Annotated in this window: 24 protein-coding genes and 1 tRNA gene; 11 read left to right on the plus strand and 14 right to left on the minus strand. The window is 70.3% G+C overall.

Annotated elements, in window-relative coordinates; translation table 11 throughout:
- Positions 1-137 precede the first annotated feature (137 nt).
- A complete protein-coding gene (locus tag HKK74_RS21445) occupies positions 138-944 on the plus strand; it encodes a hypothetical protein (protein ID WP_187245046.1) in 807 nt (268 codons plus the stop codon).
- Positions 945-1,483: 539 nt separating this feature from the next.
- On the opposite strand, the gene HKK74_RS21450 is transcribed toward HKK74_RS21445, so the two are convergent.
- On the minus strand, positions 1,484-2,260 hold the full coding sequence (locus HKK74_RS21450) for a hypothetical protein (RefSeq protein ID WP_187245047.1): 777 nt from the start codon (positions 2,258-2,260) through the stop codon (positions 1,484-1,486).
- 1,234 nt (positions 2,261-3,494) lie between these two features.
- Between HKK74_RS21450 and HKK74_RS41520 the strand changes: the two genes are divergently transcribed.
- The gene (locus HKK74_RS41520; RefSeq protein WP_312881657.1) at positions 3,495-3,791 is read left to right on the plus strand and encodes a tyrosine-type recombinase/integrase; all 297 of its coding nucleotides are present in this window, start codon (positions 3,495-3,497) and stop codon (positions 3,789-3,791) included.
- Between the two features lie 71 nt (positions 3,792-3,862).
- On the opposite strand, the gene HKK74_RS21460 is transcribed toward HKK74_RS41520, so the two are convergent.
- Positions 3,863-3,935, minus strand: a tRNA-Thr gene (locus tag HKK74_RS21460).
- Between the two features lie 59 nt (positions 3,936-3,994).
- The gene (locus HKK74_RS21465) at positions 3,995-5,512 is read right to left on the minus strand and encodes an alpha/beta hydrolase (RefSeq protein WP_312881658.1); all 1,518 of its coding nucleotides are present in this window, start codon (positions 5,510-5,512) and stop codon (positions 3,995-3,997) included.
- Positions 5,513-5,794: 282 nt separating this feature from the next.
- Between HKK74_RS21465 and HKK74_RS21470 the strand changes: the two genes are divergently transcribed.
- From HKK74_RS21470 to HKK74_RS21480, 3 genes are all read left to right on the plus strand, one after another.
- Positions 5,795-6,541: a response regulator transcription factor gene (locus tag HKK74_RS21470; protein ID WP_187245048.1), complete on the plus strand. Its 747-nt coding sequence runs from the start codon at positions 5,795-5,797 to the stop codon at positions 6,539-6,541.
- Positions 6,538-7,920, plus strand: coding sequence for a sensor histidine kinase (locus HKK74_RS21475; RefSeq protein WP_187245049.1), 1,383 nt, complete (start codon positions 6,538-6,540; stop codon positions 7,918-7,920). Before HKK74_RS21470 ends, HKK74_RS21475 begins: the two co-directional genes overlap by 4 nt.
- Before the next feature lie 122 nt (positions 7,921-8,042).
- Positions 8,043-9,257 (plus strand): esterase-like activity of phytase family protein, encoded by a 1,215-nt coding sequence (locus HKK74_RS21480; protein WP_187245050.1) that lies wholly within the window; start codon positions 8,043-8,045, stop codon positions 9,255-9,257.
- A gap of 27 nt (positions 9,258-9,284) precedes the next feature.
- Here HKK74_RS21480 and HKK74_RS21485 read toward each other — a convergent pair whose 3' ends face one another.
- The 5 genes from HKK74_RS21485 to HKK74_RS21505 all read right to left on the minus strand — a co-directional run bounded on the left by HKK74_RS21485 (position 9,285) and on the right by HKK74_RS21505 (position 14,312).
- Complete coding sequence (locus HKK74_RS21485; RefSeq protein ID WP_187245051.1) at positions 9,285-9,992, minus strand: hypothetical protein; 708 nt, start codon at positions 9,990-9,992, stop codon at positions 9,285-9,287.
- Between the two features lie 88 nt (positions 9,993-10,080).
- A complete protein-coding gene (locus tag HKK74_RS21490; RefSeq protein WP_187245052.1) occupies positions 10,081-11,376 on the minus strand; it encodes an ABC transporter permease in 1,296 nt (431 codons plus the stop codon).
- Entirely contained in the window at positions 11,373-12,119 is a 747-nt protein-coding gene (locus HKK74_RS21495) for an ABC transporter ATP-binding protein (RefSeq protein WP_187245053.1), read from the minus strand. Before HKK74_RS21495 ends, HKK74_RS21490 begins: the two co-directional genes overlap by 4 nt.
- The gene (locus HKK74_RS21500; protein ID WP_187245054.1) at positions 12,116-13,351 is read right to left on the minus strand and encodes an efflux RND transporter periplasmic adaptor subunit; all 1,236 of its coding nucleotides are present in this window, start codon (positions 13,349-13,351) and stop codon (positions 12,116-12,118) included. The genes HKK74_RS21495 and HKK74_RS21500 overlap by 4 nt, the downstream gene beginning before the upstream one ends.
- A 163-nt stretch (positions 13,352-13,514) precedes the next feature.
- Positions 13,515-14,312 carry a GH12 family glycosyl hydrolase domain-containing protein gene (locus HKK74_RS21505; protein WP_187245055.1) on the minus strand — a complete coding sequence of 266 codons (798 nt, stop codon included), beginning with the start codon at positions 14,310-14,312 and terminating at the stop codon, positions 13,515-13,517.
- Positions 14,313-14,820: 508 nt separating this feature from the next.
- On the opposite strand from HKK74_RS21505, the gene HKK74_RS21510 reads away from it, so the two are divergent.
- The 3 genes from HKK74_RS21510 (at position 14,821) to HKK74_RS21520 (ending at position 18,439) form a co-directional block, all read left to right on the plus strand.
- Complete coding sequence (locus HKK74_RS21510) at positions 14,821-15,480, plus strand: SigE family RNA polymerase sigma factor (RefSeq protein ID WP_187245056.1); 660 nt, start codon at positions 14,821-14,823, stop codon at positions 15,478-15,480.
- Positions 15,480-16,253: a hypothetical protein gene (locus tag HKK74_RS21515; RefSeq protein ID WP_222722562.1), complete on the plus strand. Its 774-nt coding sequence runs from the start codon at positions 15,480-15,482 to the stop codon at positions 16,251-16,253. Before HKK74_RS21510 ends, HKK74_RS21515 begins: the two co-directional genes overlap by 1 nt.
- 131 nt (positions 16,254-16,384) lie before the next feature.
- Positions 16,385-18,439: a glycosyltransferase family 39 protein gene (locus tag HKK74_RS21520; RefSeq protein ID WP_187245058.1), complete on the plus strand. Its 2,055-nt coding sequence runs from the start codon at positions 16,385-16,387 to the stop codon at positions 18,437-18,439.
- A 46-nt stretch (positions 18,440-18,485) separates the two neighbouring features.
- On the opposite strand, the gene HKK74_RS21525 is transcribed toward HKK74_RS21520, so the two are convergent.
- Positions 18,486-19,229, minus strand: a complete 744-nt coding sequence (locus tag HKK74_RS21525; protein WP_246491833.1) for an SDR family NAD(P)-dependent oxidoreductase — start codon at positions 19,227-19,229, stop codon at positions 18,486-18,488.
- Positions 19,226-20,434 carry a kynureninase gene (gene kynU / locus HKK74_RS21530; protein ID WP_187245060.1) on the minus strand — a complete coding sequence of 403 codons (1,209 nt, stop codon included), beginning with the start codon at positions 20,432-20,434 and terminating at the stop codon, positions 19,226-19,228. The genes HKK74_RS21525 and kynU overlap by 4 nt, the downstream gene beginning before the upstream one ends.
- A gap of 165 nt (positions 20,435-20,599) precedes the next feature.
- Here kynU and HKK74_RS21535 point away from each other — a divergent pair, with 165 nt between their 5' ends.
- From HKK74_RS21535 to HKK74_RS21545, 3 genes are all read left to right on the plus strand, one after another.
- Positions 20,600-21,376: an alpha/beta fold hydrolase gene (locus tag HKK74_RS21535; RefSeq protein ID WP_187245061.1), complete on the plus strand. Its 777-nt coding sequence runs from the start codon at positions 20,600-20,602 to the stop codon at positions 21,374-21,376.
- 212 nt (positions 21,377-21,588) lie between these two features.
- Complete coding sequence (locus HKK74_RS21540; protein WP_187245062.1) at positions 21,589-21,933, plus strand: PadR family transcriptional regulator; 345 nt, start codon at positions 21,589-21,591, stop codon at positions 21,931-21,933.
- 5 nt (positions 21,934-21,938) lie between these two features.
- On the plus strand, positions 21,939-22,568 hold the full coding sequence (locus tag HKK74_RS21545; RefSeq protein ID WP_187245063.1) for an HAAS signaling domain-containing protein: 630 nt from the start codon (positions 21,939-21,941) through the stop codon (positions 22,566-22,568).
- A gap of 64 nt (positions 22,569-22,632) precedes the next feature.
- Here the strand turns inward: HKK74_RS21545 and HKK74_RS21550 are convergent, their stop codons facing one another.
- From HKK74_RS21550 to HKK74_RS21565, 4 genes are all read right to left on the minus strand, one after another.
- Complete coding sequence (locus HKK74_RS21550; RefSeq protein WP_187245136.1) at positions 22,633-23,478, minus strand: PSP1 domain-containing protein; 846 nt, start codon at positions 23,476-23,478, stop codon at positions 22,633-22,635.
- 93 nt (positions 23,479-23,571) lie between these two features.
- Positions 23,572-24,603, minus strand: coding sequence for a WD40 repeat domain-containing protein (locus HKK74_RS21555; protein ID WP_187245064.1), 1,032 nt, complete (start codon positions 24,601-24,603; stop codon positions 23,572-23,574).
- Positions 24,604-24,710: 107 nt separating this feature from the next.
- Positions 24,711-25,574: a fructosamine kinase family protein gene (locus HKK74_RS21560; protein ID WP_187245065.1), complete on the minus strand. Its 864-nt coding sequence runs from the start codon at positions 25,572-25,574 to the stop codon at positions 24,711-24,713.
- Positions 25,571-26,059, minus strand: a complete 489-nt coding sequence (locus tag HKK74_RS21565) for a low molecular weight protein-tyrosine-phosphatase (protein WP_187245066.1) — start codon at positions 26,057-26,059, stop codon at positions 25,571-25,573. The genes HKK74_RS21560 and HKK74_RS21565 overlap by 4 nt, the downstream gene beginning before the upstream one ends.
- Between the last annotated feature and the right edge of the window lie 58 nt (positions 26,060-26,117).

Here is a 26,117-nt window from a genome sequence, read left to right on the forward strand (position 1 = left end):
GGCCTGCACAGATGCGAGCGGTTGGGCAGTGACCTGCAGACGTCTACTCCGACGCCAGGTACGAGGTGCGTCGGCGGCCGTCCGCGAAAATGACTTCAGTCCCGGCCAAGCAGTGGCTGGTTCGACAGGAGAGAAACGTGAACGATCTGCTTGCCGGCCTCGACAACGTCGAGTGGGCTCGGCTGCGGCACGCGTACGGCTCGGCCGCTAACGTTCCGGTACTGATACGGGATCTACGCGCTGGGAAACCGGATGCCTGCCATGAGTTGTGGGCCTGCATCTGTCACCAGGGCACACGGTACGAGGCGTCCGTTCCCGCCGTGCCGTTCATCCTGCGGTTGGCCGCCACCTCCGACACGCCCGATCGCCCGGCCGTCGTGGAACTCCTGGAAACGCTCGCGATCGGTGTAGTCGACCACCCCGCACATCTTGGCCTTGATGTCGCGGCTTGGCGGCATGAGGTCGCCCGGCTGCCGCCGTCTGTCACCGGCGATGCCGGACAGGGCATGAGCACCTCCCCATGGGCGCTGGCCGCCTACGACGCGGTCCGCATGGGCACCCCAACGTTCTGCGCGCTGTTGGATGATCCGGACCCAACCGTCCGCGCAGCCTCGGCCCATCTCCTCGGCTGGTTTCCAGAGGAAATCGACCTGACCCTTCCCCATTTGCTGGATCTGTTGAGCTCAGAGCCCCTGGGGGATGAAGGCCTGTTCGATCGCGTCTTCCCGGTAACCGCCTCGGTGATGAGGCTTGCCTTCGGCTCCGAGGACATCTGGTGGCCACCTGCATTCGATGAACTGACGCCGACACAGCAGCACGCGATCCGAGCGTTGGCCGAGCTGGGAGAGCGTGCCTGGCGCCGGGAAGAGTTCCGGACGATGCTGCAGGTGCGGTGCTTGCCGGATGATCAGAAGGGTTGCCGGCTATATGCCGGAATGGGTTAGACGTCGGCTGGCATGGTGGAGCTGGACGGTTCCGGACTTGCGCGGGGGCGGGGCCTCGCGGGCTGGCACCTGCCTGGACACGATGGCAGGATCATGATCTCGTCTTCGCCTCACGGGTGGGCGCCGAGCGCAACCCGAACAACGTGCTCCGATCCTTCCGGAGCGTCTTGAGTAAGGCTGAGCGCCGAAGCGCTGGACGAAATCTTTGCTCAGGAACCCTTGGAGCCCAAGTCACTCAGTTGGTCACTCACCCGGTAGCAGAAGGCCCCTTCCGAAGATCGGAAGGGGCCTTCCACCTGCGGAGCCGCCTATCGGAATCGAACCGATGACCTATTCATTACGAGGGAAGGTCATGTACTCGTTCCGCGCTCGAGGTCTCTGCCGACCTGGCGATGCCCGTCCGCTGCCGTCCATAGCTGTCCAGGGTGGCGCGTGCCCGTTGTCACCCAGTTAGTCACTCGCCTGTCGATCCTATGCGCTCGTAGAGCGCAGTCTCCCCCGGGCGCGTGGTGCCATGGTGGTGCCACGCGCGCCACCAGTCATGGGGCGGTGTAGAGGCAGTACGCGGTGGCGCGGGCGACGATCCGGTTGGTCTGCCGCTCCTTCACCTCGGCTTTGACGTCGTACGACAGGTAGTAGTGCGGCCCGACGGTGTGTGCGTAGGCGGTGTTGACCCAGGTCCCGTCTGCCGAGGCCGTGATGTCCTGCTGGGCGGCCAAGTAGGGCGTGGTGGTCCACCGGGGGCTGTCCGCGGTGTACTGGTAGACGGGCTTGTTGTAGTACTCCACCTTGAGCGGCTGGTCGGGGGTGAAGTTCTCGCCCTCCAGGCGGGCGGCGAAGGTGTTCGTGGCGGAATCGCACGTCAGTGCCAGCTGGGTACGGGTGTCGTAAGTGCAAGTGCCGTCGTAGTAACCGGGGTACTGCGCGCCCTCAGGGGTGCGGAAGGTGACCCGGACGGTTTCGGTGTAGAAGCTGTAGTCGGCCGCATTCCAGGTCTTGGTGTAGCCCTCGACGTTGAGCGACCAGTCAGATCCTACCGTCGCCGGGACGCTCGCGAGGCGCCTGCCGACGTCCGGGATCTGGGCCGAAGTGCCGCCTGTGGAGACGGCGCTGCCCGTCAGCACGGTGAAGTCCACGATGATCGATCTGCCGGCGGACATCGTCCCGAACGTGCCCGACAGTCGGGCGGAAATGGTGTTGGTCGCCTTGTCGCAGGTGACGGTGGCGGTCCCCGGTGTCGCGGCGGTGGCGGCGCCCACCGGGGCGAGCAGGGCCGCCAGGGCCATGAGTAGGACGGCGATGATACGAGCGCGCACGTGCTCTCCCTTGGAGACGGTAGGCGTGTCGGAAAGATCATCTACCGGCGCCCGGCGATCATCTGCGATCTGGCCGGCACTGGACAGCCGAGGATCCCTACTATCGCGGGCATGGGTCGCAACTTGATCCACGCGCTCGTAGAGCGCAGTTTCCCCCGGCCTGATCTTCCCGTCTGCTGTCGTCCCGCGCTGTGCGCTATCGGGCCAAGTCAGGGGCTGTCTCGGTGGAGCTCCCGATGGAAGAACGACCGAGACAGCCCCTGACTTGGTCTGGTAGATCTGTGATCGGGATGGCGGCAGACGGGACGATCAGGCTTCCACCTGGACCTCGGATTTCCCTGCCCTTCGGGAATGATCATCCCGGAGCTGGAGTGCCCCCGCCGGAGGCACCCACGAGATGACGCGGGCTCTGACCACTTCCAGCACCCCCATCCACTCCCCTCATTCGGCTCGGCTCTGGTTTCCGGTCCGGCCCACCTCCGGAGGATCCCCTCGGATGGTGTCGGCTCACCTGGCCCTCCGGTCCGCCGATCCCCTTCTCTGATCTACGACAGGGGACCGACCCTGAAGCGCCTTGGCGCTGGCCGGCCGCGCCCGCTCGCCGCCGGAACGAGCGAGCGAAAGCGGAGCGCGAACCGGCCCGGTTCGTAACCGAGATCCTGCTTAGCTGGACTCCGGCCCACTCGACAACGATCGACCGTGGCTGATCGCGAGCTATCCGCCGATGACATGGATTGCTGGCTGGTCGCAAAGTCCGATGAACTCGGCACGGATACTCTTCGGCAGCTCAGGTCGATCCTCAAACGCGCGGTCGAACGGGCCCAGGCCCGCGACAAGGTCAAGCGCAACGTCGTCCTCCTCTGCGAGGTCCCACAAGGGCGAGAAGGGCTCCCCTCGAAAGCCCTCACGCTCCAGCAGGCCGTGGCAGTTCTGACGGCGGCCGAAGGCACCCCTATGTACGCCTACGTCGTCTCGTCGCTCCTCATCGGCGCACGGACCGAGGAACTTCGAGCACTTACCTGGGCACATGTCGATCTCGACGGCGTGCCCGATGCCGAGCCACCGTCAATCATGGTCTGGCACTCGGTCCGCGCCGGCCGGGACACCAAGACCAAGAAGTCCCGCCGGACGCTGGCGCTGCCCGCACGCTGCGTCGAGGCACTGCACAACCACCGCGAGCTTCAGCAGTCCGAGCGCAAAGCCGCGGGGAAACGCTGGGCAGGATCACGGGCTGGTGTTCGCGTCACGGGTCGGGACCGAGCGCAGCCCGAACAACGTCCTGCGCTCCTTCCGGAGCGTCCTCGCGAAGACCGATCTCGACCCAAAGGAGTGGACACCCCGCGAGATGCGGCACAGCTTCGTCTCGCTGCTTTCGGACTCCGGTGTTCCGCTGGAAGAGATCTCTCGTCTGGTCGGCCACGCCGGCACGATCGTCACGGAGAAGGTCTACCGCAAGCAGATCCGTCCGGTACTGTTGGCCGGCGCCGAGACGATGGATGAGATCTTCGCTGAGCAGGCCACTGATGGATAGTCACTCAGTTGGTCACTCACTCGGCAGCAGAAGGCCCCTCCCGAAAGATCGGAAGGGGCCTTTGAGCTGCGAGCCGCCTATCGGAATCGAACCGATGACCTATTCATTACGAGTGAATCGCTCTGCCGACTGAGCTAAGGCGGCGCGCCGTCCCCGGACAGCGGCAAGAGTCTACCGGGTCCGGGAGGCGTTCCGCGCATGGGTTATCGGCAGACCGTCCCCTGCTGTGGGGCCTGTTCCTTGATCAGGTAGTTCTCGACCGCCCGGCTGATGCAGGGGTTGCCTTGCAGGTAGGCGGTGTGCCCGTCGCCCTCGAGGGTGAGCAACCGGCCGGACGACAGCTCGCTCGCCAGGCCCTCGGCCCACTTGTACGGGGTCGCCGGATCGCGGGTCGTGCCGACCACCACGATCGGGGCGGCTCCCTTCGCGGTCAGTTCCTTGACCTCCTGGGTGGTCTTGGCGGGCCAGTAGGTGCACGGCAGGCTGCCCCACACCACGAACGGGCCGAACCGCGGCGCGATCCTCTTGGCCTGTGCGGCCACCTGCTCGGCCGCCTTGAGATCGGCGGGGTAGGGCTTGTCGACGCAGTTGATCGCCATGTTGGCCTCGGTCTGGTTGGTGTAGCGGCCGTCCTCGCTGCGCTCCACCAGGAGATCGCCGAGCCTGAGGAGCATGCTGCCGTCGCCCTTCATGGCCTGCTTCAGGGCCATCCTCAGCGCCGCCCAGCTCTGCTTGTTGTAGAGGGCCGTGGCGATTCCCAGGGTGGCCAGGGCCTCGGTGACCTGCCGGCCGTCGCCCGTGGTGTTCTTCAGTGGCTTCTGGTCGGCCCGCTGCTGAAGCTCGCTGACCTTCCTGAGCGCCTCGTCCACGCTTCCGGTGCCGAGCGGGCAGTCCGGGCTCTTCACGCAGTCGGCGGCGAAGGCGCGCAACGCGGTCTCGAAGCCCTTGGCCTGCTCGAGGTTGATCTCGTCGGACGACAGCTTCGGGTCGACGGCGCCGTCGAGCACCAGGGCCCGCACGTTCTTGGGGAACTGGTCCGCGTAGAAGGCGCCCAGGTAGCTGCCGTACGAGAAGCCGATGTAGGACAGCCGCTTGTCACCGAGCGCGGCGCGGAGCACGTCCATGTCCCGGGCGGCGTCGAGCGTGCCGATGTACGGGAGCGTCTTGCCGGCTCTGGACTCGCATCCCTGCGCGAAGTGCTTGCCGATCGAGACGAGGTTGTTCTGCTCCTGCTGGTTGTCGGGCGATGAGTCCGTGGCGAAGTATCGGTCGAGATCCTTGGGCTCGAGGCAGCGCACCGGGTCGCTCTCGCCCACGCCACGCGGATCGAACCCGACGAGGTCGAAACGATCGCGCAGGGCCTTGCCGAACGCCTGGCCCGACTCGCGGACGAACTTGACTCCGGAGCCACCCGGGCCGCCCGGGTTGGTCAGCAGCGAGCCGATCCGCTGAGCCTTCTTGTCATGGGCGGGCAGGCGGATCACGGAGATGCTCAACTCGCCGTCACCGGGGTTGCGGTAGTCCTTGGGCACCTTCAGTTTCGCGCACTGAAAGCCGTCCTTACAGTCCGTCCAGGACAACTTCTGTTCGTAGAACTGCCGCAGTTCAGGAGACGACCCGGACGGCGGCGACGCCACCGGCGCGGCACCACCCGATGCGGTGCACGCGCTCGCCGTCATCGCCGCGATCACCGCGACGGCCATCCCACGAAGTGACTTCACCAGACTCCCCCTCAACCGGGCGTGTTCTCTCTGTGATTACACATACTCGTACGGTAGTGTCCGAACATCCAGCCGAATCGCTGACGGACTTTCCAGGTCAACGAGCTGCGAGGCCGACCGGCACCCGCGACCGGCATCCACGGCTGGGGCCCGCACCGTCGGCCTGCCAGGCGAGTGGCGGTTGAGGGCTCCCTCAATAGTTCATGAGACTTGGATGAAAAGCCACCTGACCTCCGGCTGGGTGGGCTGACTGGCCGAATCGCCCGGTTAGCTTGGTATTTCATGGATACCCGGAAGGCCGATGCCTCGGGCGAGCCGGAGCGGCGTGCCCGGATCCTGGTCGTCGACGATGAGCCGGCCGTGCGCGAATCGCTGACCAGCAGCCTGGTGTTCGAGGGCTACGAGGTCGTCGAGGCCGGCGACGGCGTGGCCGCCCTGGAACAGGTCGAGCTCCAGGAGCCGGACCTCATCGTGCTCGACGTGCTCATGCCGCGCATGGACGGCCTGACGGCCTGCCGCCGGTTGCGGGGGCGGGGCCGTACGTCCCCCGTTCTCATGCTGACCGCCCGGGACATGGTCGGTGATCGTGTCACCGGGCTGGACGCCGGCGCGGACGACTACCTGGGCAAGCCGTTCGAGCTGGACGAACTGCTCGCGCGCATCAGGGCGCTGCTGCGGCGCAGCGCGGCGACCCAGGGCATGCCCGATGCCGAGCAGGGCGACGTACTCGCCTTCGGGGACCTGCGGATGAACACCGTGAGCCGGGAGATCATCCGCGCGGGCCGGCGGCTCCAGCTCACCCGTACGGAGTACACGCTGCTGGAGATGCTGCTGCTCCACCCGCGGCAGGTGCTCACCCGGGAGCAGATCCTCCAGACGGTTTGGGGGTTCGAGTTCGAGCCGGCGTCCAACTCCCTCGACGTGTACGTGATGTACCTGCGCCGCAAGACCGAGGTCGACGGGCTGCCCCGCCTGATCCATACGGTGCGCGGGATCGGCTACGTCCTGCGCGCGGCGGCCACGCCATGACCCGCCGGCTGACGCTCCGCGCGCGCCTGACCCTGCTGACGGCGGTGGCCGTCGCGGTCGCGGTGACCTCCTGCGCGGCGGTCAGCTGGTTCCTCACCCGCAACCAGCTCTACCGGCAACTCGACCAGACCCTCGTCAAGACCCCCGCCGGGCGCCCGGACGACATCGCGAACGCGATCCTCAACTGCGGCGGGGGCACCGCTGAGCCCACCCGGCCGAACCCGCTGCGCTACACGGTTCAGCTGGTACGGCCCGACGGCACCCGGTGCGCGCTGCCCAGCTCCCCGCAGTCGCTCGTCGTCACCCGCTCCGACGTCCAGGTCGCGACCGGCGAGCGGGCGGAGGTCTTCCGCAACGGCGTCACCACCGACGGCGTCCCCATGCGCATCCTGACCCGCCGTACGAGGGGCGTGGTCACGATCTCCATAGCGCTTCCCCTGCGCGAGGTGCGGGAGTCGCTGAACAACCTCGCCCTGCTGCTCATCCCTGTCTCGCTGCTCGGTGTGCTCGGCGCCGCGTCGGCCGGGCTGCTGATCGCGCGTGCGGGGCTCCGGCCGGTGGACGAGTTCACCGATGTCGTCGAGCACATCGCCCGTACGGAGGACCTGGACACGTTCATCCCGGTCGACGGCAAGGACGAGATCACCCGGCTGGGCAGCTCGTTCAACACGATGACCCGGGCGCTGGCCGCCTCCAGAGACCGCCAGCGGGCGCTCATCGCGGACGCGGGACACGAGCTGCGCACGCCGCTGACGAGTCTGCGGACCAACATCGACCTGTTGCTGCGCAGCAAGGCGGCCGGACGCGACCTTCCCGCGGACGCCAAGCACCGGTTGCTGGTCAATGTGAAGGCCCAGCTCCATGAGCTGTCGAGCCTGGTCGGTGACCTGCTCGAACTGGCCAGGCCGGCCGAGAACGAGCGGGCGACCGAAGTGGTGGCGCTGCACGAGGTGGTCGGTCACGCGGTCGAACGCGCCAGGTTGCGCGGCCCCGGCCTGCGGGTCGACGCCTCGGTGGAGTCCTGGCAGGTACGGGGCGACGCCGGCCAGCTGGAGCGGGCCGTGATGAACCTGCTCGACAACGCCGTCAAGTTCAGCCCACCCGGTGGGGTGGTCGACGTGCGCCTGCGGAACGGCGAGCTGACCGTACGGGACCACGGGCCGGGCATCGCGCCCGAGGACCTCCCGCACGTCTTCGACCGGTTCTGGCGCTCGCCGTCGGCCCGGAGCCTGCCCGGCTCAGGGCTCGGGCTGTCCATCGTCGCCCTCGTCGTCCGCGAGACCGGGGGGCGGATCTCGCTGGAACCCGCCGGCGGTGGCGGGACGCTCGCCCGGATGCGCCTGCCGGGGACGGCCGGCCGGCGTGCGCCATCGGCCTGACCATCCGCGCCGGCCCCCAGGCAAAAATCGGCCGATATCCGCAGATAACCCTTTGAAGATCCACGCCGTCACGTAATGTCGTGTGCTCCTCCGGTCCGAAGTCCATGCTCGGGAGTCGATCCATGCGAAAGCCCGTCCTCGGTCTGATCATCGCCTGTGGTGTCACCGCCGCCCTCATCGGTTCCGGCAGCGCGTCATCGGCGGCGACTCCACAGGGCGCCGCAGCCGCGGAGAGCGATCCGAACCGGGCGGAACTGACCGGATTCGCGCGACTGCCCGCCGAGTCCTTCGTCCCCGGCAGTGAGCCGTCCGGGTCCGCGCTGGGCACCGAGCCGATCAACGGAGTGCGACCTCCCTTCGCCCATCAGCCGATCCAGGGCTTCAGCGGCGTCATCCGCAACCGGGACGGCTCGTTCGACGCTCTGTCCGACAACGGGTTCGGTGCCAAGGCCAACAGCGCCGACTTCCAGCTGCGCATTCACCGGATCGCGCCGAGGTTCTCGACCGGCCTGATCCAGGTCCGCGGCGGTCTCACCCTCAGCGACCCGAAGGGCTTCGTGCACTTCCCGCTCACCAGGGCCGACCGGGTGCTCACCGGCGCCGACTTCGACCCCGAGTCGATCGTGCGCGCACCTGACGGCACGTACTGGATCGGGGAGGAGTTCGGCCCCTACCTGCTGCACTTCGATCGCGCCGGGCGGCTCCTGCAGAGGCCCATCCCGGTGCCCGGCGTGAAGACGAAGAACAGCCCGGATCTGGTGCCCGGGGAGACGCCCAACCTCGGCAACAGCAAGGGGCTGGAAAGCCTCGCGATCTCCCCGGACGGCTCGAAGCTGTACCCGATGCTCGAGGGGCCGGTCACCGGGGACGATCCGCAGCACCTGCGCCTGTACGAGTTCGACCGCCGCGACGCCGCCTTCACCGGACGCCGCTGGACGTACCGGATGGAGGCCCCCGGCCTCGCCGCCGCCGACCTGGTGGCCGTGGACGAGAACCGGTTCGTGGCGATCGAACGCGACAACCTGCAGGGCGACGCGGCCGCGGTCAAGAAGATCTATCTGGTCGACACGACCGATCAGGACGCGGAAGGTCAGGTCGACAAGTCCGAGGTCGTCGACCTGCTGAACATCGCCAATCCGCACGGACTCGGCGTCCCTGGCGAGACGTTCCGGTTCCCGTTCTTCACCATCGAGGCCGTCGTCGTCCTCGGCGACCGGACTCTCGGCGTGCTGAACGACAACAACTTCCCGATGGACGCCGCCCGGACGCCGGGCAGCGCGGACGCCAACGAGTTCATCACCGTCCGGCTGCCCGAACGCCTGACCTCTCGCCGCTGACCCCTCGTGCCGAGGCGGCGGCCTTCGTCAGGGGGTACCGTCCCCGGCCGGCCGCTGCCGGAGCCCGCCGAACGCACCTCCCTCGGCGATGTTGGTGGCCGTCACGGTGCCGTCCTGACCGGGAGTGCCCTGTACGACGACGGACGATCCACTCTTCACGTCGCGCAGGGCACCGTCCTTCGTCACGCGGACCTTGGTGGATCCGTTCGTCGTGACCTTCACGACCTGGCCGCTCGCGGTCTGGAGGTAGATCGTGTCGCCGCTCACCCGCTGAACCGTGCCGGCGGTCACGCCGCCGCCCGCGGCCGGGCCGCCACCGGGCCGCTGTCCTCCCTGGCCGCCGAAGCCGCCCGGACCCGCCTGGCCGCCGCCGGGGCCACCGGCGCCCGGGCCCGCCTGGCCGCCGGCCTGCCCACGCGCGGCGCCAGCGGCGGCTTCGAACGGCGACCGCGCGGCGGAGTCCTCGCCGCCCCACGTCTTGTTCGCCTGGATGCCGGCGATGAATCCGGCCACCGCCACGAGAGCGGCGCCAAGGCAGAGCGTCAGCCCCGCCGGTCCGGCCCGCCGCGGCCGGGCCGCCAGCTCGGCTTCGAGATCGTCATCGAACGGGGAGGTGGCCAGCACCTCCATGTCCCGCCGGCCGCCCGGCGCTCCGTCCGCCTCGGCACCGGGGTCGGTGACCGCCGGGCGATCGGGCTCCGGCTCGGGCGTCGGCTTGCGCCGCATCGTGCTCACGTCGTCGTACTCCTCGGTCGGGGGCGCGGATAGGGGGCGCCGGTCGGGACTCGGTCGGTCGGGTTCGGTACGGGCCGGGCGGGGCGGATCACTCATGGCGCAGGGCCTCGATGGGGCGAAGGGAGGCCGCTCGGCTCGCGGGATAGCTGCCGAAGAACAGGCCGATCGCGACCGAGACGCCGAGGGCCAGCAGGATCGACGACGGGACGATCACCGGCGTGACCCCGACGATGCTGAACTGGGCGCCGATCACCCCGGCCGCCACGCCGGCCAGCCCGCCCACAAGGCTCAGCACGGTCGCCTCGGCGATGAACTGGCTCAGGATCGCGCCCTTGGGCGCGCCGATCGCCTTGCGGACGCCGATCTCCCGGGTCCGTTCGGTGACCGTCACGAGCATGATGTTGGTGATGCCGATCCCGCCCACCAGCAGGCTGATCGCCGCGACCGCTCCCAGCAGCACGGTGAAGGTCCGGGTCGCCTCTCCGACCGCCGACTGGACACTCGCCTGGTTCATGACCTGAAAGTCGTCGGCCGCCCCGCCGGTGATGTCGTGGCGCTGCTGGAGGATCGCGGTCACCTCGCTCTGGGCGGCGTCGACCACCTCGGAGGCCCTGGCCTCGACCACGATCTGGTCGAGCCCTCCGTACCCCGTCAGGCTCTCCTGTACGGCCGGCAGCGGTGCGATCGCGACGCTGTCGGCGTCCTGGAAGGCGGACGAGGAGGAGCCCGACTCCTCGAGCACGCCGGTGACGATGAACCGGATGCCACCGACGTTGATCTGCTTGCCGAGCGGGTCGACGGTGCCGAAGAGGTCGTCGGCCAGGCTGCTGCCGATCACCACGACCTTGCGCCCGCTGGTCACGTCATCGGCGGTGAACGAGGACCCTCGTGCGATCGACTTGTTCGCCGCCGTGAAATAGGCGGGGTGGGTGCCGACGAACTGGTTGATCGTCGCGCTCGTGCCCACGTACGTGGCGGGCGTGGCCGGGGCGTTCACGACCGGGGACGCGCTCTTCACCGATGGGGCCTCGCCGGTGCCGGTGAGGGCCTGCGCGTCCGCGAGGGTGAGGTCGTGCGCCTGGGTACGGGGGCCGCTGCTCTGCTGCTGCGCCGCGGCTCCGCCGCCGAACCGGCCCGCGCGTCCGCCGAACCCGGCACCGGGCCCGCCGAACCCGCCTCCCGTGGTGGACTTCGTGATCGTCAGCGAGTTGGCGCCCAGCCGCTGGATGCTCTCCTTGATCTGCACTGACGAGCCGTTGCCCACGGCGACCAGCAGGATCACCGCGCCGACCCCGATCAGTATTCCGAGGGTGGTGAGGCCGCTGCGCAGCTTGTTCGCCGCCAGGCCGCGCAGGGCGAACCGCAGCACCTCCACGGCGCTCATTTAGCGCTCTCCGCGAGGCCGTGGCGGGGCGGATGACCGGTGACGGGCACCTGCCGCCGGTCCTCGGCGATCCGGCCGTCCACGAGCCGGATGATCCGCTTGGCGTGTGCGGCGACGTCGGCCTCGTGGGTGATGACCACGATGGTGCGCCCGGCCAGGCTGAGCCGATCCAGGATGTTCAGCACGTCGGCGGTCGACCTGGTGTCGAGGTTGCCGGTCGGCTCGTCGGCCAGCAGCAGAGCCGGCGCCGTCACCAGCGCCCGCGCCACCGCCACGCGCTGCTGCTGCCCGCCCGACAGCTCGTTCGGTTCGTGATCGACGCGGTCCGCCAGCCCGACCTGCTCCAGCGCCGCCAGCGCGCGTCGCCGCCGGGGTTCTCTGCGCACCCCGCCGTACGCCAGCGGCAGCTCGACGTTCGCCAGCGCGGTCATCCTGGGGATCAGGTTGAACGACTGGAAGATGAAGCCGATCCTGCGGTTGCGCAGGATGGAGAGGCGGCGTTCGTCGAGGCGGCCGACATCGATGCCGTCCAGGCGATAGCGGCCCTCTGTCGGCACGTCCAGGCAGCCGAGGATGTTCATCAGCGTCGACTTGCCCGAACCCGACGCCCCCATGATCGCCACATGGTCGCCCCGTTCCACCACCAGCGACACCCCGCGCAGCGCGTGCACGGCCGTGTCGCCGGTGCCGTACACCTTGGTCGCCTCACGTACGTCCAGGACCGGCGGCACGGCGGCGCTCATCCGCGACCCCCGCCGCCGCCGCCGGCACCGCCACCGCCGAGACCGCCGCCGACGCCGCCGGGCGGGCGGCCCCCCTGACGGCCACCGCCGGGGAATCCTCCGCCCGGCTGGAGGCCGCCTCCCGTGCCGCCGGTAGTGATCGGGATGACCACCTCTTCGCCCTCGGCCAGCCCGGATCTGATCTCGGTGCCCTGGGCGCCCGTCACGCCGATCTGGACCCTCTTGGCGACCGGCTCGCCGTTCTCCCGCACCATGACCATGCTCTGGCCGCCCGCCGTCCGTACCGCCGCCGAGGGGACGTACAGCACATTCGAGGCCCGGGCGACGACGATCTCGATACTCGCCGTCTGGCCGAGACGCACCGCCGGCGGGGTTCCGGTCAATGTGATCGTCGCGCCGTACCGTACGACGTTGTCGGTGGTCGTCGGGGCCGGGGCGATCGCGGTGACCTTGCCCTCGGCGGTGACCCCGGTCAGCGCGTCGAACGAGACGGTGGCGGGCTGGCCCGCCTTCAGCTTGGTGGTGTCCGTCTCGGTGAAGCTTCCCTCGATCTGGAGCTTCGTGGTGTCGGCCAACTCGATGAAGCCGGTCCCGGTGGAGGAGCCGGACGACGACCCGGCGGACGACGAGGAGCCCGCACCGTTCGGGTTCCCGGTCGCGCCCGTCGTGTTCGAGCCTCCCGAGGACGTGGTGCCGGAGGCCGACGAACCGCCACCCGATCCGCCCGAGGCACCGCCCACCGTCCCGTTGACGGCCGTGACGGTGCCGGAGAACGGGGCCTTCAACACCGTGCCGTCGACCTGCCGGACCGCGCTGTTGTAGGCGTTCTTCGCCGACACGTAACTGGAATACCCCTGCGGGGTGGACGTGTCCGCGTCCTCGGCCGCTGCCAGGTTCGCCTCGGCCGCAGCGAGGTTCTCCAGCGCCTCCGTCCGGTCGAGCCGGGCGAGCGCCGCTCCCTTTTTGACCTTCTGCCCCACCTTTACGTTGATCTTGGCCACGGTCCCGGATGTCGTGAAGCTCAGCGAGCGGGTCGCGGCGCTCTCGACCGATCCGGAGGCGGTGACCGACTGCTGCACCGTGCCGCGCATGACCTGGGCGGCCCGGGTCGCCGCGTCGGCGCTGCCGCCGTCACCGGCGAGGGCCAGGCAGGCGATGCCGACCCCACCGGCCAGCAAGACGCCCAATGTGCCGTTGAGCAGCACATTGCGACGCCTGTAGTCGAATTTCATGTCAACCGAGGGTGGCGGTCGCCGCTTGGGTAACCGTGATGGCTGCATGAAAGTTCGATGAGATCTTGGGACCGGGACAGAACGCATTGCGGGCCGCGACCTCGCCGGCGCAGCAGGCGATCGTGTGGGCGCGGGCGGACGGTGAGTGGCGGCTCTCAGGACGTCACGCGGTTCCCGCCCTGCGCCGCGGTTCGCGGCCTCCGACGCTCGAGTAGTACGACGTCGTGCTGAGCTGGCCCGAGCCGGTGAAGACGCCGGCGCCCGCCTCGACGCCACTGAGGTACTTCCCCGAGCTAAGTCCCAGGTTGGAGCGGAGGTAGTCGAGGAAGTCCCCGAGGTCGAGGTTGACCGACGAGGTGTTCTCGCTGCGGACGAACGTGTAGACCTGCCAGCCCTTCACGCCCTCGTAGAGGTCCCACGTGGTGTCGTCGACACGTACCGCGCCGATTCTGTTGCCCAGCGGCTGCGTGCCCCCGGAGCGGTAGAGCCAGACCGCGACCTCGTCGGTCGGCGACGAGTCGGCGCCGGGCTTTGCCTCGTCGTGCAGCCACAGGTCGTAGCCGATGGTGAAGCGGCCTGAGGACGGCGGCTGGAATCTCCATGCGCTCTTGACGCTGCGGTCTTCCGACAGCCGGGTCGGCAGCCCGGTGCCCGAGGTCTTCCATCCCCAGCGCCAGCCGAGCACGCTGCCGGTGAAGGACTTGACCGATTCGGGCCGGCCGCTCCAGCTCCAGCTGGTGCCCCAGCCGATCGCCGAACGAGTCCGCCAGTTGTCCCAGACGCACTGCCAACCCTTACCGGCGGCCGCCTCGATGTCGTTGACGAGCCAGTACCTGCCGGTGACGATGGAGCCGCCCGGCGAACACGTGGTGGTCGCCCGCCCTGGCGCCGCAACGGCCAACGGCGCGAGCGCCAAGGGGCCGGCCAGCGCGACGCGGGTCAGGAGCCGACGAAGTCGCATGAGCGCGTCCCCTGCCTGTGAGTGTCGACCGGTGCCCGGTGACGGCGGTGGCCGCCGCGCGCGTGGCGGCCACCGCCGAGCGTCCACCCGGCGTGGTGACGGTGATCTTCTCGAAGATGACGGCCCGCCGGCACGCGGTCCGGCGAAGGCCGATGGCGACGGAAACCTCGCCCACGTCCTCTCACCATACGTTTCGCCAGGCGGCGGGGACAGCCGGACCGCCTGCCCGGGGTGGCGGGCGCGCGGCAGGCCGACACCCGGTCGCGGAGCCGCGCCCCACGGGCCTGACAGAGGCACGTCGCACGTCCACGCGGTCAGAATGTGGGGTTATTGCCAATAAAGTTTGGAAATATCCCGTACTGCGGCATACGCCCTGTGTCCAGCCGAATGCCGCCGCGGAGTACTGCTACGCTCACCCATCCGGTGGCATCGCCGAATCTCCTTGCCTGCCCCCACGGTGCCATCACACGGTGTCACTGCTGGAGACGCCACGCGAGGAGTGCCCCTGGTGAGATCGGACCGCGGTGCCGAGGAGGAGTTCCACCGGTTCTTCGAACGGCACCACCGAGAACTCGCCCGGCTGGCGTATCTGCTCACCGGGGACCCGGACGCCGCCGACGATCTCGCGGCGGACGCGCTGGCGGCGGCCTGGCGCCGCTGGGACCGGGTCGGGTCCGCGGACCAGCCCCTCGCCTACGTACGCAAGATCGTGGTCAATCTGGCCGGCAGCCGCGTTCGCGGGCTGATCCGGGAGCGCAAGAGGCTGAGCGTCGTCAGGGCCATGGCACAGGAACGTATCGAGGCGCCGGACGTGCCCGCCGCGATCGACGTTCGCGCCGCGCTCCAGCGGCTCCCCGCGCGCAAGCGGGCCTGCGTCGTGCTGCGGCACGCCTTCGACCTGTCGGAGCAGGAGACGGCCCGCCTGCTCGGCATCTCGGTCGGCACGGTGAAGAGCCAGACGTCCAAGGGCGTCGCGGAGCTGGAGAGGGTGCTTCGGGCCCAGCATGAGGCGATCGGTGCCGACGGTCGTGTCCCGCCCGTCACGCCCCCGGGCGGGCGGCAACCTTTCGGCCCGCGTGAATCGACTTCATCGGCAGAAGCCTCTTCGTCTTCGAACACCGCGTCTTCGAACACCGCGTCAGGCCCCGGCCACAGAAGGGAGCCATGATGCGTTCCGGCGACAGGACCTCCGAATGGCTGAGCTCTGCCCTGCGCGCAGAAGCCGACCGGCACGAGCCCGACACCGCCCGGATGCGGGCCAGGGTCCAGGCGGCCACAACTCCGCGGGCCCGCTGGACGCCGCTGCGTACGGCCGTGACGTCTCTCGCCGCGGCCGGCACCGTGGCGGCGATCACGATCGCCACCTGGCAGGGCCTGTCGGGGCTCGGACGCGAAGACGCCGGTCACTCCGGACCCGTCGCCGGCGGCTCCGTGCCCTCGTCACCGGCACCGCACACGCCGACCGCGCACACCGGTAAGGGCGGCTCGACGAGCACGTCCGGTATGTCGGCGCCCCAGTCCGGCTCGGACTCCCCGGTGACGCCGCGTTCGTCCGCGAAGCACCGGTTCCTGACGGCGGCGGGAGCGGTCGACCCGAACCCCAACGCCCACTGGACGCAGGAGAACCTCACGCTCGAGACCGAGCGACGGCTCGTCGAACTCACGGTGTCGGTACGGGTCGCCAGGACCGGCGCGGTCAGCTCGACCGGTTCCTGGCTCACCCTTCCCCGCGAGGACTTCGACCTCGCCGTGCGCGAGGAGCCTGACGCGCTCGTCTACGCGTTCGTCCTGAAGCAGGGCCGCTCTGTTCCGCCTGGTGAGTACACCTTCGCGGTTCAGTACGACCACGCACCAGGGGTACGCGACGGCCGGCTGGACTCGTTCAGCGCGACGGCCACCGCCGAGCGCGGTGAGACGGCCATCGTGCGCGGCGGTTTCTGAGTCATCAACGGTTTCTGAGTCAGCGGTTTCTGGGTCAGCGGTTTCTGAGTCAGAGGCCCGGGTCCCGGTTCTCACGAAGCCTTCATCCAGGCGCAAGGAACCTCTGAGTCGCGGAGCCGAGGCTCGACCTCATGACCTCCTCGCCCGCCACGACCTCCCGGCCGCGCTGGGCCCTGCCCGCGCTGGTCGGCCTGCTCGCCGCGACCGCCGCACTGTATTTGTGCGGCTTGAGCGCGTCCGGCTGGGCGAACGCCTTCTACTCGGCAGCCGTGCAAGCGGGCGCCACCAGCTGGAAGGCGTTCTTCTTCGGTTCCTCCGACGCGTCGAACTTCATCACCGTCGACAAGACCCCCGCCGCACTGTGGCCGATGGCGCTGGCCGCCCGGATGTTCGGGTTCGGCCCCTGGAGCGTTCTCGCGCCGCAGGCGCTGATGGGCGTGGCCACCGTCGGCGTTCTGTACGCCACCGTGCGCCGCACCCTCGTCGCTTCGCTCGGGCCGCGTGGCGCGACCGCGGCGGGCCTGCTGGCGGGCGCGGCGCAGGCGCTCACCCCGGTGGCGGCGCTGATGTTCCGCTTCAACAACCCGGACGCGCTGCTCGTACTGCTGCTCACCTTGGGGGCCTACGGGATGGTGCGCGCACAGGAGCGCGGGAGCACCCGCTGGCTGGTGTTCGCCGGGGCCTGCGTGGGCTTCGCCTTCCTCGCCAAGATGCTGCAGGCGTTCCTGGTCGTGCCGCCCTTCGCGCTGGTGTACCTCGTCACGTCGCCCGCCCCGGTGCTCAGAAGGCTGTGGCAACTGGCGCTCGCCGGCATTGCAATGATCGTTTCGGCCGGATGGTGGGTCGCCATCGTCGCCGCGACCCCCGCCTCCTCTCGCCCGTACATCGGAGGCTCACAGCGCGACAGCGTGCTGGAGCTGGCATTCGGCTACAACGGCCTCGGCCGGCTCACCGGAAACGAGGTGGGCGGGCTGGGTAACCTGAACCAGCAGGCCGGCTGGACGCGGCTGTTCGCCAGCGAGCTGGGCGGTCAGATCTCCTGGCTGCTGCCCGCCGCGCTGATCTTGCTCGCGGCGGGGCTGTGGGCGACCCGCTACGCGCCGCGCACCGACCCGATGCGGGCCGCGTTCGGGCTGTGGGGCGGCTGGCTGCTGGTCACCGGCGCGGTGTTCAGTTTCATGCAGGGCATCTTCCACGCCTACTACGCCGTCGCGCTCGCACCGCCGATCGCCGCACTCGCGGGAATGGGCGCCTGCCTGATGTGGCGGCTGCGAGCCGAGCCCGCGGCGTCGACGGTACTGGCGGCGACCTCGGTGGTGACCGCCGTGTGGGCGTACGTGCTGCTCGGCCGCACTCCGAACTGGTACCCATGGCTGCCGTACGTGGTCGGGGTCGGCGGGCTGCTCGCCGGCGCGGGACTGCTCGTCCGTGGCAGGCGCATGGGGCGGGTGCTCGCCGTGGCGGCGGTGGTCGCGGTGGTGGCCTCGCTCTCGGGCCCGGCGGCGTACGCGCTGGACACCGCCGGCACGCCGCACCGGGGGGCGATCCCCTCCGCGGGGCCGGCGGTCCGGGGCGGCTTCGGCAGCGGCGGCATGGGCCGCGACGGCGGAGCCCGCGGACCCGGCAGGGACAGTGGTATGCGCGGCGGCGGCTTCAGCGCCAACAGGGACCAGGGCGCGCAGGGTGGTCAGGGCGGGGCCATGCCCCCGGGCGGCAGTCCCAACGGGGCCGGCCCGATGGGGTTTCCCGCCCGCGGCGGCGCACCCGGTGGCGGGCGGCCCGGTGGCGGCGGGCCGGGTGGCGGCGGACCCGGTGGTCTGCTCGACGCCCCCGCACCGAGCGCCGACCTCACCGCGCTGCTGAAGAGCGGCAGCGGCTCCTACACCTGGGTCGCCGCCGTGCCCCGCTCCAACAACGCCGCCGGCTACCAACTGGCCACCGGCGAGCCGGTGATGGCCCTCGGCGGCTTCAACGGCACCGACCCGGCGCCCACCCTGGCGCAGTTCCAGGCATACGTCGCGGCGGGCAAGGTGCACTACTACATCGACGGGCGCGTCATGGGCGCCGCCCGCCAGTCCGGCGGCAGTGACCAGACCGAACAGATCTCACAGTGGGTGCAGAAGAGCTTCACCTCGACCACCGTGGGCGGCACCGCCGTCTACGACCTCACCAAGCCGGCGTCATGAGCCGCCCCGCGTCCCGCCGGCCCCGGGCCGGCGGGACGCGGGCGTCTCAGCTGCGCAGGTGCGAGGCACCGAACAGGTCGAGGATCGCGCCGCTGGCGAACTCGGCGGCGGGCGAGGCGAAGTAGAGCACCGCCTGGGCGACCTCCTCGGCGGTGGCCACCCGGCCGAACGGGCTCTGCGCGCGGATCTCGTCGCCCTGCGGGCCCGCCATGATGGGGTCCGCCATTCCGGCGTCGACGAAGCCGGGCGCGACCGTGGTCACGGCGATGCCCCGGCCGCCCACCGCTTTGGCGAGCGACTGCCCCATGGCGTTCAGCCCGGCCTTGGCCGCGGCGTAAGCGATCTGGTCAGGCTCGCCCCGTGAGGCGCTGCGCGATGACACGTTGATGATCCGGCCACCGCGGTCGCGCATGTGCTGGACCGCGCAGAAGGCGACGTTGGCCGGGCCGATCAGGTTGATGGAGGTGATGTGCGCCCACGCCCGCTGCCACTCCTCGTACGACACCTCGAGGACGGGGTGCGGACGCTCGACGCCGGCGTTGTTGACGAGCACGTCGAGGCCACCCAGCGCCTTCGCCGCGCCGTCGACCAGCTCGCGGGCCTGCGCGGGATCGGCTATGTCCGCGCCGATCGCGACATGCCCCTCCCCCGGCAGCCCGGCCACCACGCGCTCGGCCTCCGCGCGGCGCGAGGAGTAGTGCACCGCGACGCGGTCGCCGGCCTCGGCGAAGGCGTGCGCGATCGCGGCGCCGATGCCGCCCGAGGCCCCGGTGACGAGTACAGCCCTCAAGTGATCTCCTTCGTGATCGCGTACAGCCGGTCGAACGCGTCCCATACGTCGGCGTAGCGGGTGAACAGCGGGCTCGGGCCGAACCTGATGCGATCCGGCTCCAGATAATCGATGACGACCTGCCGGTCGGCCAGCTCGGCGACCATCCGCCTGGCCTGCGGGTGCTCGAAGGTGACGTGCGCACCGCGCCGCTCCCCGTCAGCGGGCGAGGCGGGCCGAAGCTCGGGCAGCCGGTCGGTGGCGAGCTCGAGGATGAGCTCGGTGAGCCGCAGGCTCTTGGCGCGCACCGCGTCGATCCCCGCCTCGGCGAGCACGTCGATTCCGGGCCGGGCGACGGTCATCGAGATGATCGGCGGGCACCCGCACAGGAACCGCTCGATGCCGGGCACCGGGTCGTACTCGGGCCCCATGGCGAACGGGTCGCGCTGGCCGAACCAGCCCCAGATCGGCTGCCGCAGCGCCTCCTGCAGCTCTCGGCGCACGTACAGGTAGGCGGGGGCGCCGGGGCCTCCGCCGAGGTACTTGTAGGTGCACCCCACCGCCAGGTCGGCGCCGCTGCCGTCGAGGTCGATCGGCACCACCCCGGCCGCGTGGCTGAGGTCCCAGACCATGTACGCGCCCGCGCGGTGGACGAGGTCGTTGACGGCGGCCATGTCCAGCAGCGCACCGGAGCGGTAGCCGACGAGGGAGAGGCTGACGACGGCCACGTCGTCGTCCAGGGCGTCCTGAAGCGCTCGCCGATCGACCCCGGTGTCCGGATGGGAGCGCACCAGGCGCAGCTCGGTGTCGGACCGGGCCGCGATGCCCTCCGCCACGTAGCGATCGGTCGCGAAGTTGCCGTCATCGGTGACGATCACCCGGCGGCCGGGCCTGGCCGTGAGCGCGGCCATGGACAGCTTGTAGAGGTTGACGGTGGTGGAGTCGCAGAACACCACCTGGCCGGGCGCGGCGCCGAGCAGGCCGTCGCCGAGGCGGTCGCCCAGGCGCTGCGCCAGGTCGATCCAGTGCGACCACGAACGTACGAGCCCTCCGGCCCATTCGTCCTCGAGCACCTGGCCGAGCAGTTGCCGGGTCACCTTGAGCGGCCGGGCGAGCGAGCTGTCGTCGAGATAGATCAGACCCGGGTCGGGGATGATGTATCGATCACGGAACGCCGCCAGCGGGTCCCGCTCGTCCATCCGTACGGCCTCGGACCGATCGATCATGTTGAGACTCCTCACGCACAAACCGATGATCGGGCATGCGCGCCGGCTGTGCCAACCCGGCCCCCACCCCAGCCGTGATCTTGCAGTTGTCCGTGGCCAGGGGGATGATCGCGCTCAGAGCCACCCGCCGACATCGCCACCACGCCGCACGCATGGGAGGCCGCAATGCCGAGCGTTTCCGTCGCCGACGCCGAGGTTCACTACCGCGTCACCGGATCCGGGCCGGGGCTCGTGCTGGTGCACGGCACCGCGAGCAGTGGCGAGACGAACTTCGGCCACCTCGTCGACCGGTTCACCGCCGGCCGTACGGTGGTCATGCCGGACTACAGCGGCAGCGGAGAGACCACTGACGGCGGCGGCGACCTGACCGTCGAGGGCCTCGCCGACCAGGTCGTGGGCGCCGCCCGCGCCGCGGTGCCCGGCCCGGTGGATCTGCTCGGCTTCTCACTCGGAGCGGTCGTGGCCGCCGCGACCGCCGCCCGCGAACCCGGCCTCGTCGGCCGACTCGTGCTGCTCTCCGGCTGGCCGCACGGGGACGACGCCCGCCACCGCCTGACGTTCGGGTTGTGGAGGGACGTTCTGCGCGCCGACCCGGAACTGTTCCGGCGGCTGCTGCTGCACCAGGCTCTCAGCCCGCCGTTCGTCAGCGCGCTCGGTGACGAGGGAGTCGCCCTGGCGCTGGGCGCGGTGAACCCCGGGCCCGGCGTCGCCCGCCAGGTGGATCTGGACCTGCGCGCGGACATCACCGGCCTGCTGCCGTCGATCACCGTCCCCACACTCGTGATCGGCCTGACCCGGGACCAGATCGTGCCGGTCGAACGAGCGCGGCTGCTGCACGAGGCCATTCCCGGCAGTCGCTATGCCGAGTTCGACAGCGGCCACCTCGCCCTGTTCGAAAGACCCGACGAACTCGTCGACCTTGTGCAGGACTTCCTAGGCTGACGGAAAGACGCGCAGGAGTCGGCTCACGCGTCAGGAGCGTCGTGCAGCGCCGTGTCGGCCGGGCCCAGAACGAAGCGGGTGAACCGCACCTGGAGCCCGCCGCACCGGGCCCATGGCCATGTCTCGTGCTCGGCCACACCGCATCCTCGGGCACACCGCGCGTCCGGACAGACGACTCGACACTACGTGCGCCGCCAGGTACCTTGTCACGCATGGAACCGGGTGAAGCATGGAACCTTCTCACCCAGATGAGAAGAGGCGCGCTGCCCTACTGCGTGCTGGCGTTGCTGCGCCATGAGCAGCGCTACGGCGTCGAGCTCGTCCGGCTGCTCAGCGAGGTCGACGGCATGGTCACCAGCGAGGGCACCATCTATCCGCTGCTCTCCCGGCTACGCCGCCAGGGGCTGGTGGAGACGACATGGCAGGAGTCCACCGTCGGCCCACCGCGGCGTTACTACCAGCTCACCTCCGACGGGCGCCGAGCACTGGAGGCCTTCGTCGCGGAGTGGAGACGGTTCAGCGACGGTGTGGAGAACTTCATCGGAAAGGCAGGCTGATGGTGATGACGGTTACCGACCCACTGATCGACGAGTACCTCGACCGGCTCGAGACGGCGACGCGCACGCTGCCCTCGGCGCGCCGGGCGGAACTGCTGGCCGAGATCAAAGAGCACATCGAGGTCACGCTGTCCCAGAGTCAGGACGAGGGCGAGGCGACCGTGCGCTCCGTCCTCGACCGTCTGGGCAACCCGGAGGACATCGCCCGCGAGGCGGGCGCCGGCCTCCAGGCGACGGCTCCGGCCGGCGGGCCGGCCGCCTGGCGCGCTGACGGGCAGACCGGCGGGCGGCGCGGCGTGGCGGCCTTCGAACTGGCGACGGTCATCCTTCTGCTGGTCGGCGGCATCGTGCTGCCCGTCCTCGGCTGGGTCATCGGAGCGGTTCTGCTGTGGGCCTCCGCCCGCTGGACACTCCGCGACAAGGTGATCGGTACGCTGGTGTTCCCCGGAGGCCTGGCCGTCCCGGCCTGGTACCTGCTCTTCGCGAGCGGCTCCTCGACCTGCTCGCCGGACGGCACCTGCGAGACGTCGGGGATGCCCTTCGGGCTCACCACGACCCTCACCCTGATCGCCACGGCCGGCTCGATCGCATCGGCCGGATACCTGCTGCACCGGGCGGGCAGCACCGCGACATGAAGCCCGGCTGACACCGCCATACGCCGCCGCCTCACGCCGCCTCACGCCGCCACCGGCTCAGTGCCTACCCGAGGCCGGGCCCGTCATCGGGCCCGGCCTCGCCGCCGTACATCGACTCGTGCTGCTGACGCGGCGAGCACACCGACGCCGACGGGCACGAGCAGCGGCGGGAGCCGACCTTCACGTTGATCCGGTCGCCGGGCACGTTGTAGCCGACGACGGTTCCCTCGCCCTCGGGGGTCTCGACCCTCGAGCCGAGACGCGGCGCGTTGCCCTTGAACTCCTGGTAGAGCGGGTGCTCGTACTTCAGGCAGCACATCAGCCGCCCGCACGCGCCGGCGATGCGCAGCGGGTTGACCGGGAGGTCCTGTTCCTTGGCCATCCGCACCGACACCGGCTCGAAGTCCTTCAGGAAGGTCGCGCAGCACAGATCGCGCCCGCAGGGGCCGATGCCGCCCTGCAGCCGGGCCTCGTCGCGGGGACCGATCTGCCGCAGCTCGACCCTGGCCTTCATGTTCCTGGCCAGATCTCGTACGAGCGCCCGGAAGTCCACGCGGTGCGGGGCGGAGAAGTACACCTTGAAGACGTTCTCGTGGTCGAGATAGTCGACGCCGATCACCTTCATCGGCAGCTCGTGCTTGCGGATCAGGCGCTTGGCGATGCTCCGGCCCTCGGCGCGCCGCCGCCGGTTGGTCTCATCGCGGGTGAGGTTCTCGTCGCCCGCCGGGCCCGCGCAGACCGGAAGCCCGCCGATGTCCTCGGAGACCCACTGGGGTGCCCACACGCACTCGGCGACCTCGGGGCCGCCGTCGGTCGGCACCAGGACCTTGTCGCCGACCTTCGGCGAGTGCGCGCCCGGATCGAGATAGTAGAGCCGCCCGTACCGCGTGAAGCTGACAGCCATCACCATGCCCACGGATCGCTCCTTCCGGCGCGTGCGTGCCCGTCACTCCACCCTATGCGCCACCGCGACGGGCCTCGGTCGCGTGTTGGCCGCGCGACGTCACCATGCGAGGTCTGTGAGGGCCGCATCGCCGTCACCGAGCAGGCCACGGACGTCGCGGGTGGAGTCGGTGTGCACATGGCCGTCGCGGCTGACGGTGAGCAGGTAGCGGCCGGTGCGGTCGGCGATGAGCCGGTAGAGGCCGTCGGACCCGGCGAAGCGCCGCAGTACGCGGGTCTGCCGCCCATCGGCGACGGAGAAGGCGGCGAGGGAGAGTCCGTCGCGGCTGCTCATTCCGGTGACGACCGTCCTGCCGTCGCGGCTGAGGACGGCGGCGGCACTGCCCTTCGGCAGCGAGAGCACCGCGCGGCTGGTGCGCAGGTCACTGGCCGGCTTGGTCGTGTTCAGGATCCGGACCTGGCCGGCCGCCGCCGCGGGCTTCGGTGTCCACACGAACGACAGCGTGTCCCCGGCCCACGACAGACCGCCGAGCCGCCCCCTGGACGAGGTGGTCCAGCTCCGGTGCGCCCCCGAGCCCAGGGAGAGCACGTCGACCCGCGGTCTGGTCCCGCGATAGGTCACATAGCCGATCCGGTCGCCGTCGGCGTTCACCGCCATGTCGGACCAGGCGGCGGAGACACCGGAAATCGCGCGGGGCAGGGTGGTGAACTCGGTCGCGTGCCCGTCGGCGGCGAGGCGCAGCCGGTGGAAGCCGACCCGCTGCCCGCCGAAGCTGGACACGATGAACGTTCCGTCGGGGGCGGCGGCCACCTGGTGGTACCACCGGCCCTTGGGCGGCGGCATGGTCTCGTCCACGATCTTGCCGGTCCGCAGGTTGTGCACGACCACCGCGGTGCCGGGGCTGCGGACGGCGACGACGAAGCGCGGCGCGGACTTCTGCTGCGCGGCGAGCATGGTCCGCTTGGCGGAGTTGTCCTTCTTCGCCGGTCTCCCATCGAACCGGCCGGCCAGTTCGACCATCCCCGCGACCGAGAGGGCGATGACCCCCGCGACCGCAACGGGAGCGACCCATTCCCTCCAGACCGTGCCCAGACCGGACCGTGAGCCTGTGTTCTTGTGCTTAGCGTCCATGGGAATGTCGCCGAACCAACCTCTCCGCACGCGGGGTCGTCACAGGTTTACCTCATGCGCGCCACACATGATCATGTTTTTACCGCTTTGCCGCGTACAACATGCCATCACCTTGTGAGCGCGGCGCGGGCGGCGCTGAGGGCGGCGGAGGTGTAGGAGGCGCCGAACAGCGCGACGTGGACGAGCAGCGGGTGCAACTGGTGCAGCGGCGCCCGCTCGCGCCAGCCGTCCGGCAGCGGTGCCGCCTCGTGGTAGGCCGCGATGATGCGGTCCAGTCGCGGCGCGCCGAACAGCGCGAGCATCGCCAGGTCGGTCTCGCGGTGACCTCCGTGCGCCGCCGGGTCGATCAGGACGCCTCGTCCGCCGGACCAGAGCACGTTGCCCGACCACAGGTCGCCGTGGATCCGGCTGGGCGGCTCGGCCGGTCCGGCGAGCTCGGCGATGCGCCCCATGACCTGCTCGACCAGCCGTACGCCGGACGGGGCGAGATCCCCGGCGGCCAGGCGGAGGAAGGGCTCGATCCGGCGCTCGGCGTACCACTGCGGCCAGGAGTCGCCGGGGGTGTTGTCGAGCGGCAACCGGGCGATGAACCCGGGCCGGTCCGCGCCGTACGACGGCGCCCCGGCGGCGTGCAGGGCGGCGAGTTCCCGGCCGAACCGCTCGGCGGCGGACGGGCCGGGCGCTTCGCCGTCCAGCCACGGCAGGACCAGCGTCCTGTCGTCGACGGCGAGCACGGGCGGCACGATCCCGTCGTCGGCCTCTCCGAGCCAGCGGAGGCCCGCCGCCTCGACCTCGAAGACCGGCGACCTGCGCTCGGTGGCCTTCACGAACACCTCCCGGCCGTCGGTGAGGGTCGCGCGGTGCAGGGTCCACTCGTGGCCGCCGCCGAGATCGACTATCCGATCGACCTCGGCGCCGAGCAGCCGGTTCAGTCGGTTCAGCCGGTTCAGCCGACGCGGGTCGGCGCTCATCGCCGCTCCTTGAGCTCCTCGCGGATCGTCTCGAGCAGACCGGGAACCGCGGCCTCGACCAGCCCGAGAACATGGTCGAAGCCGTCGTCGGCACCGTAGTAGGGGTCGGGCACGTCCAGGTCGTCACCGGCGTCGGGGTCGAACTCCCGCAGCAGGCGGACCTTGGACCGTGCCTGCTCGTCGGGCGCCATGGACCGCAGGGCCCGCAGGTGTCCCTGGTCGAGAGCCACGATCAGGTCGTAGCGGGCGAACCAGAGCGGTTCGAACTGCCGCGCCGAGTGCGCCGAGTGGTAGCCGCCCGCGCTGAGTGCCCGTACGGCCCGATCGTCGGCACCGTCGCCGACATGCCAGCCGCCGGTGCCGGAGCTGTCGACCTCGACGTCCAGCCCTTCCTGCTCCACGTGGTGGCGAAGGACCCACTCGGCGATCGGCGAGCGGCAGATGTTGCCCGTGCAGACGAACGTGACGCGGTAAGGCTCCGGCATGTGCCCCATCCTGCCCGAGCGGTGGCCGGAAAAGCGTACGGCCCCCACCCGAGGGTGG

Origin of the sequence: Actinomadura alba (assembly GCF_014323705.1) — a bacterium.
Classification (GTDB): Bacteria; Actinomycetota; Actinomycetes; order Streptosporangiales; family Streptosporangiaceae; genus Actinomadura_C; species Actinomadura_C alba.

Coding starts and splice junctions, on each gene's coding strand:
- HKK74_RS21540 (WP_187245062.1), top strand. CDS start 21,589: ATGGAACCGGGTGAAGCATGGAACCTTCTCACCCAGATGAGAAGAGGC.
- HKK74_RS21560 (WP_187245065.1), bottom strand. CDS start 25,574: ATGAGCGCCGACCCGCGTCGGCTGAACCGGCTGAACCGACTGAACCGG.
- HKK74_RS21495 (WP_187245053.1), bottom strand. CDS start 12,119: ATGAGCGCCGCCGTGCCGCCGGTCCTGGACGTACGTGAGGCGACCAAG.
- HKK74_RS21490 (WP_187245052.1), bottom strand. CDS start 11,376: ATGAGCGCCGTGGAGGTGCTGCGGTTCGCCCTGCGCGGCCTGGCGGCG.
- HKK74_RS21520 (WP_187245058.1), top strand. CDS start 16,385: ATGACCTCCTCGCCCGCCACGACCTCCCGGCCGCGCTGGGCCCTGCCC.
- HKK74_RS21550 (WP_187245136.1), bottom strand. CDS start 23,478: ATGGTGATGGCTGTCAGCTTCACGCGGTACGGGCGGCTCTACTATCTC.
- HKK74_RS21500 (WP_187245054.1), bottom strand. CDS start 13,351: ATGAAATTCGACTACAGGCGTCGCAATGTGCTGCTCAACGGCACATTG.
- HKK74_RS21535 (WP_187245061.1), top strand. CDS start 20,600: ATGCCGAGCGTTTCCGTCGCCGACGCCGAGGTTCACTACCGCGTCACC.
- kynU (WP_187245060.1), bottom strand. CDS start 20,434: ATGATCGATCGGTCCGAGGCCGTACGGATGGACGAGCGGGACCCGCTG.
- HKK74_RS21480 (WP_187245050.1), top strand. CDS start 8,043: ATGCGAAAGCCCGTCCTCGGTCTGATCATCGCCTGTGGTGTCACCGCC.
- HKK74_RS21555 (WP_187245064.1), bottom strand. CDS start 24,603: ATGGACGCTAAGCACAAGAACACAGGCTCACGGTCCGGTCTGGGCACG.
- HKK74_RS21515 (WP_222722562.1), top strand. CDS start 15,480: ATGCGTTCCGGCGACAGGACCTCCGAATGGCTGAGCTCTGCCCTGCGC.
- HKK74_RS21475 (WP_187245049.1), top strand. CDS start 6,538: ATGACCCGCCGGCTGACGCTCCGCGCGCGCCTGACCCTGCTGACGGCG.
- HKK74_RS21565 (WP_187245066.1), bottom strand. CDS start 26,059: ATGCCGGAGCCTTACCGCGTCACGTTCGTCTGCACGGGCAACATCTGC.
- HKK74_RS21470 (WP_187245048.1), top strand. CDS start 5,795: ATGGATACCCGGAAGGCCGATGCCTCGGGCGAGCCGGAGCGGCGTGCC.
- HKK74_RS21505 (WP_187245055.1), bottom strand. CDS start 14,312: ATGCGACTTCGTCGGCTCCTGACCCGCGTCGCGCTGGCCGGCCCCTTG.
- HKK74_RS21545 (WP_187245063.1), top strand. CDS start 21,939: ATGACGGTTACCGACCCACTGATCGACGAGTACCTCGACCGGCTCGAG.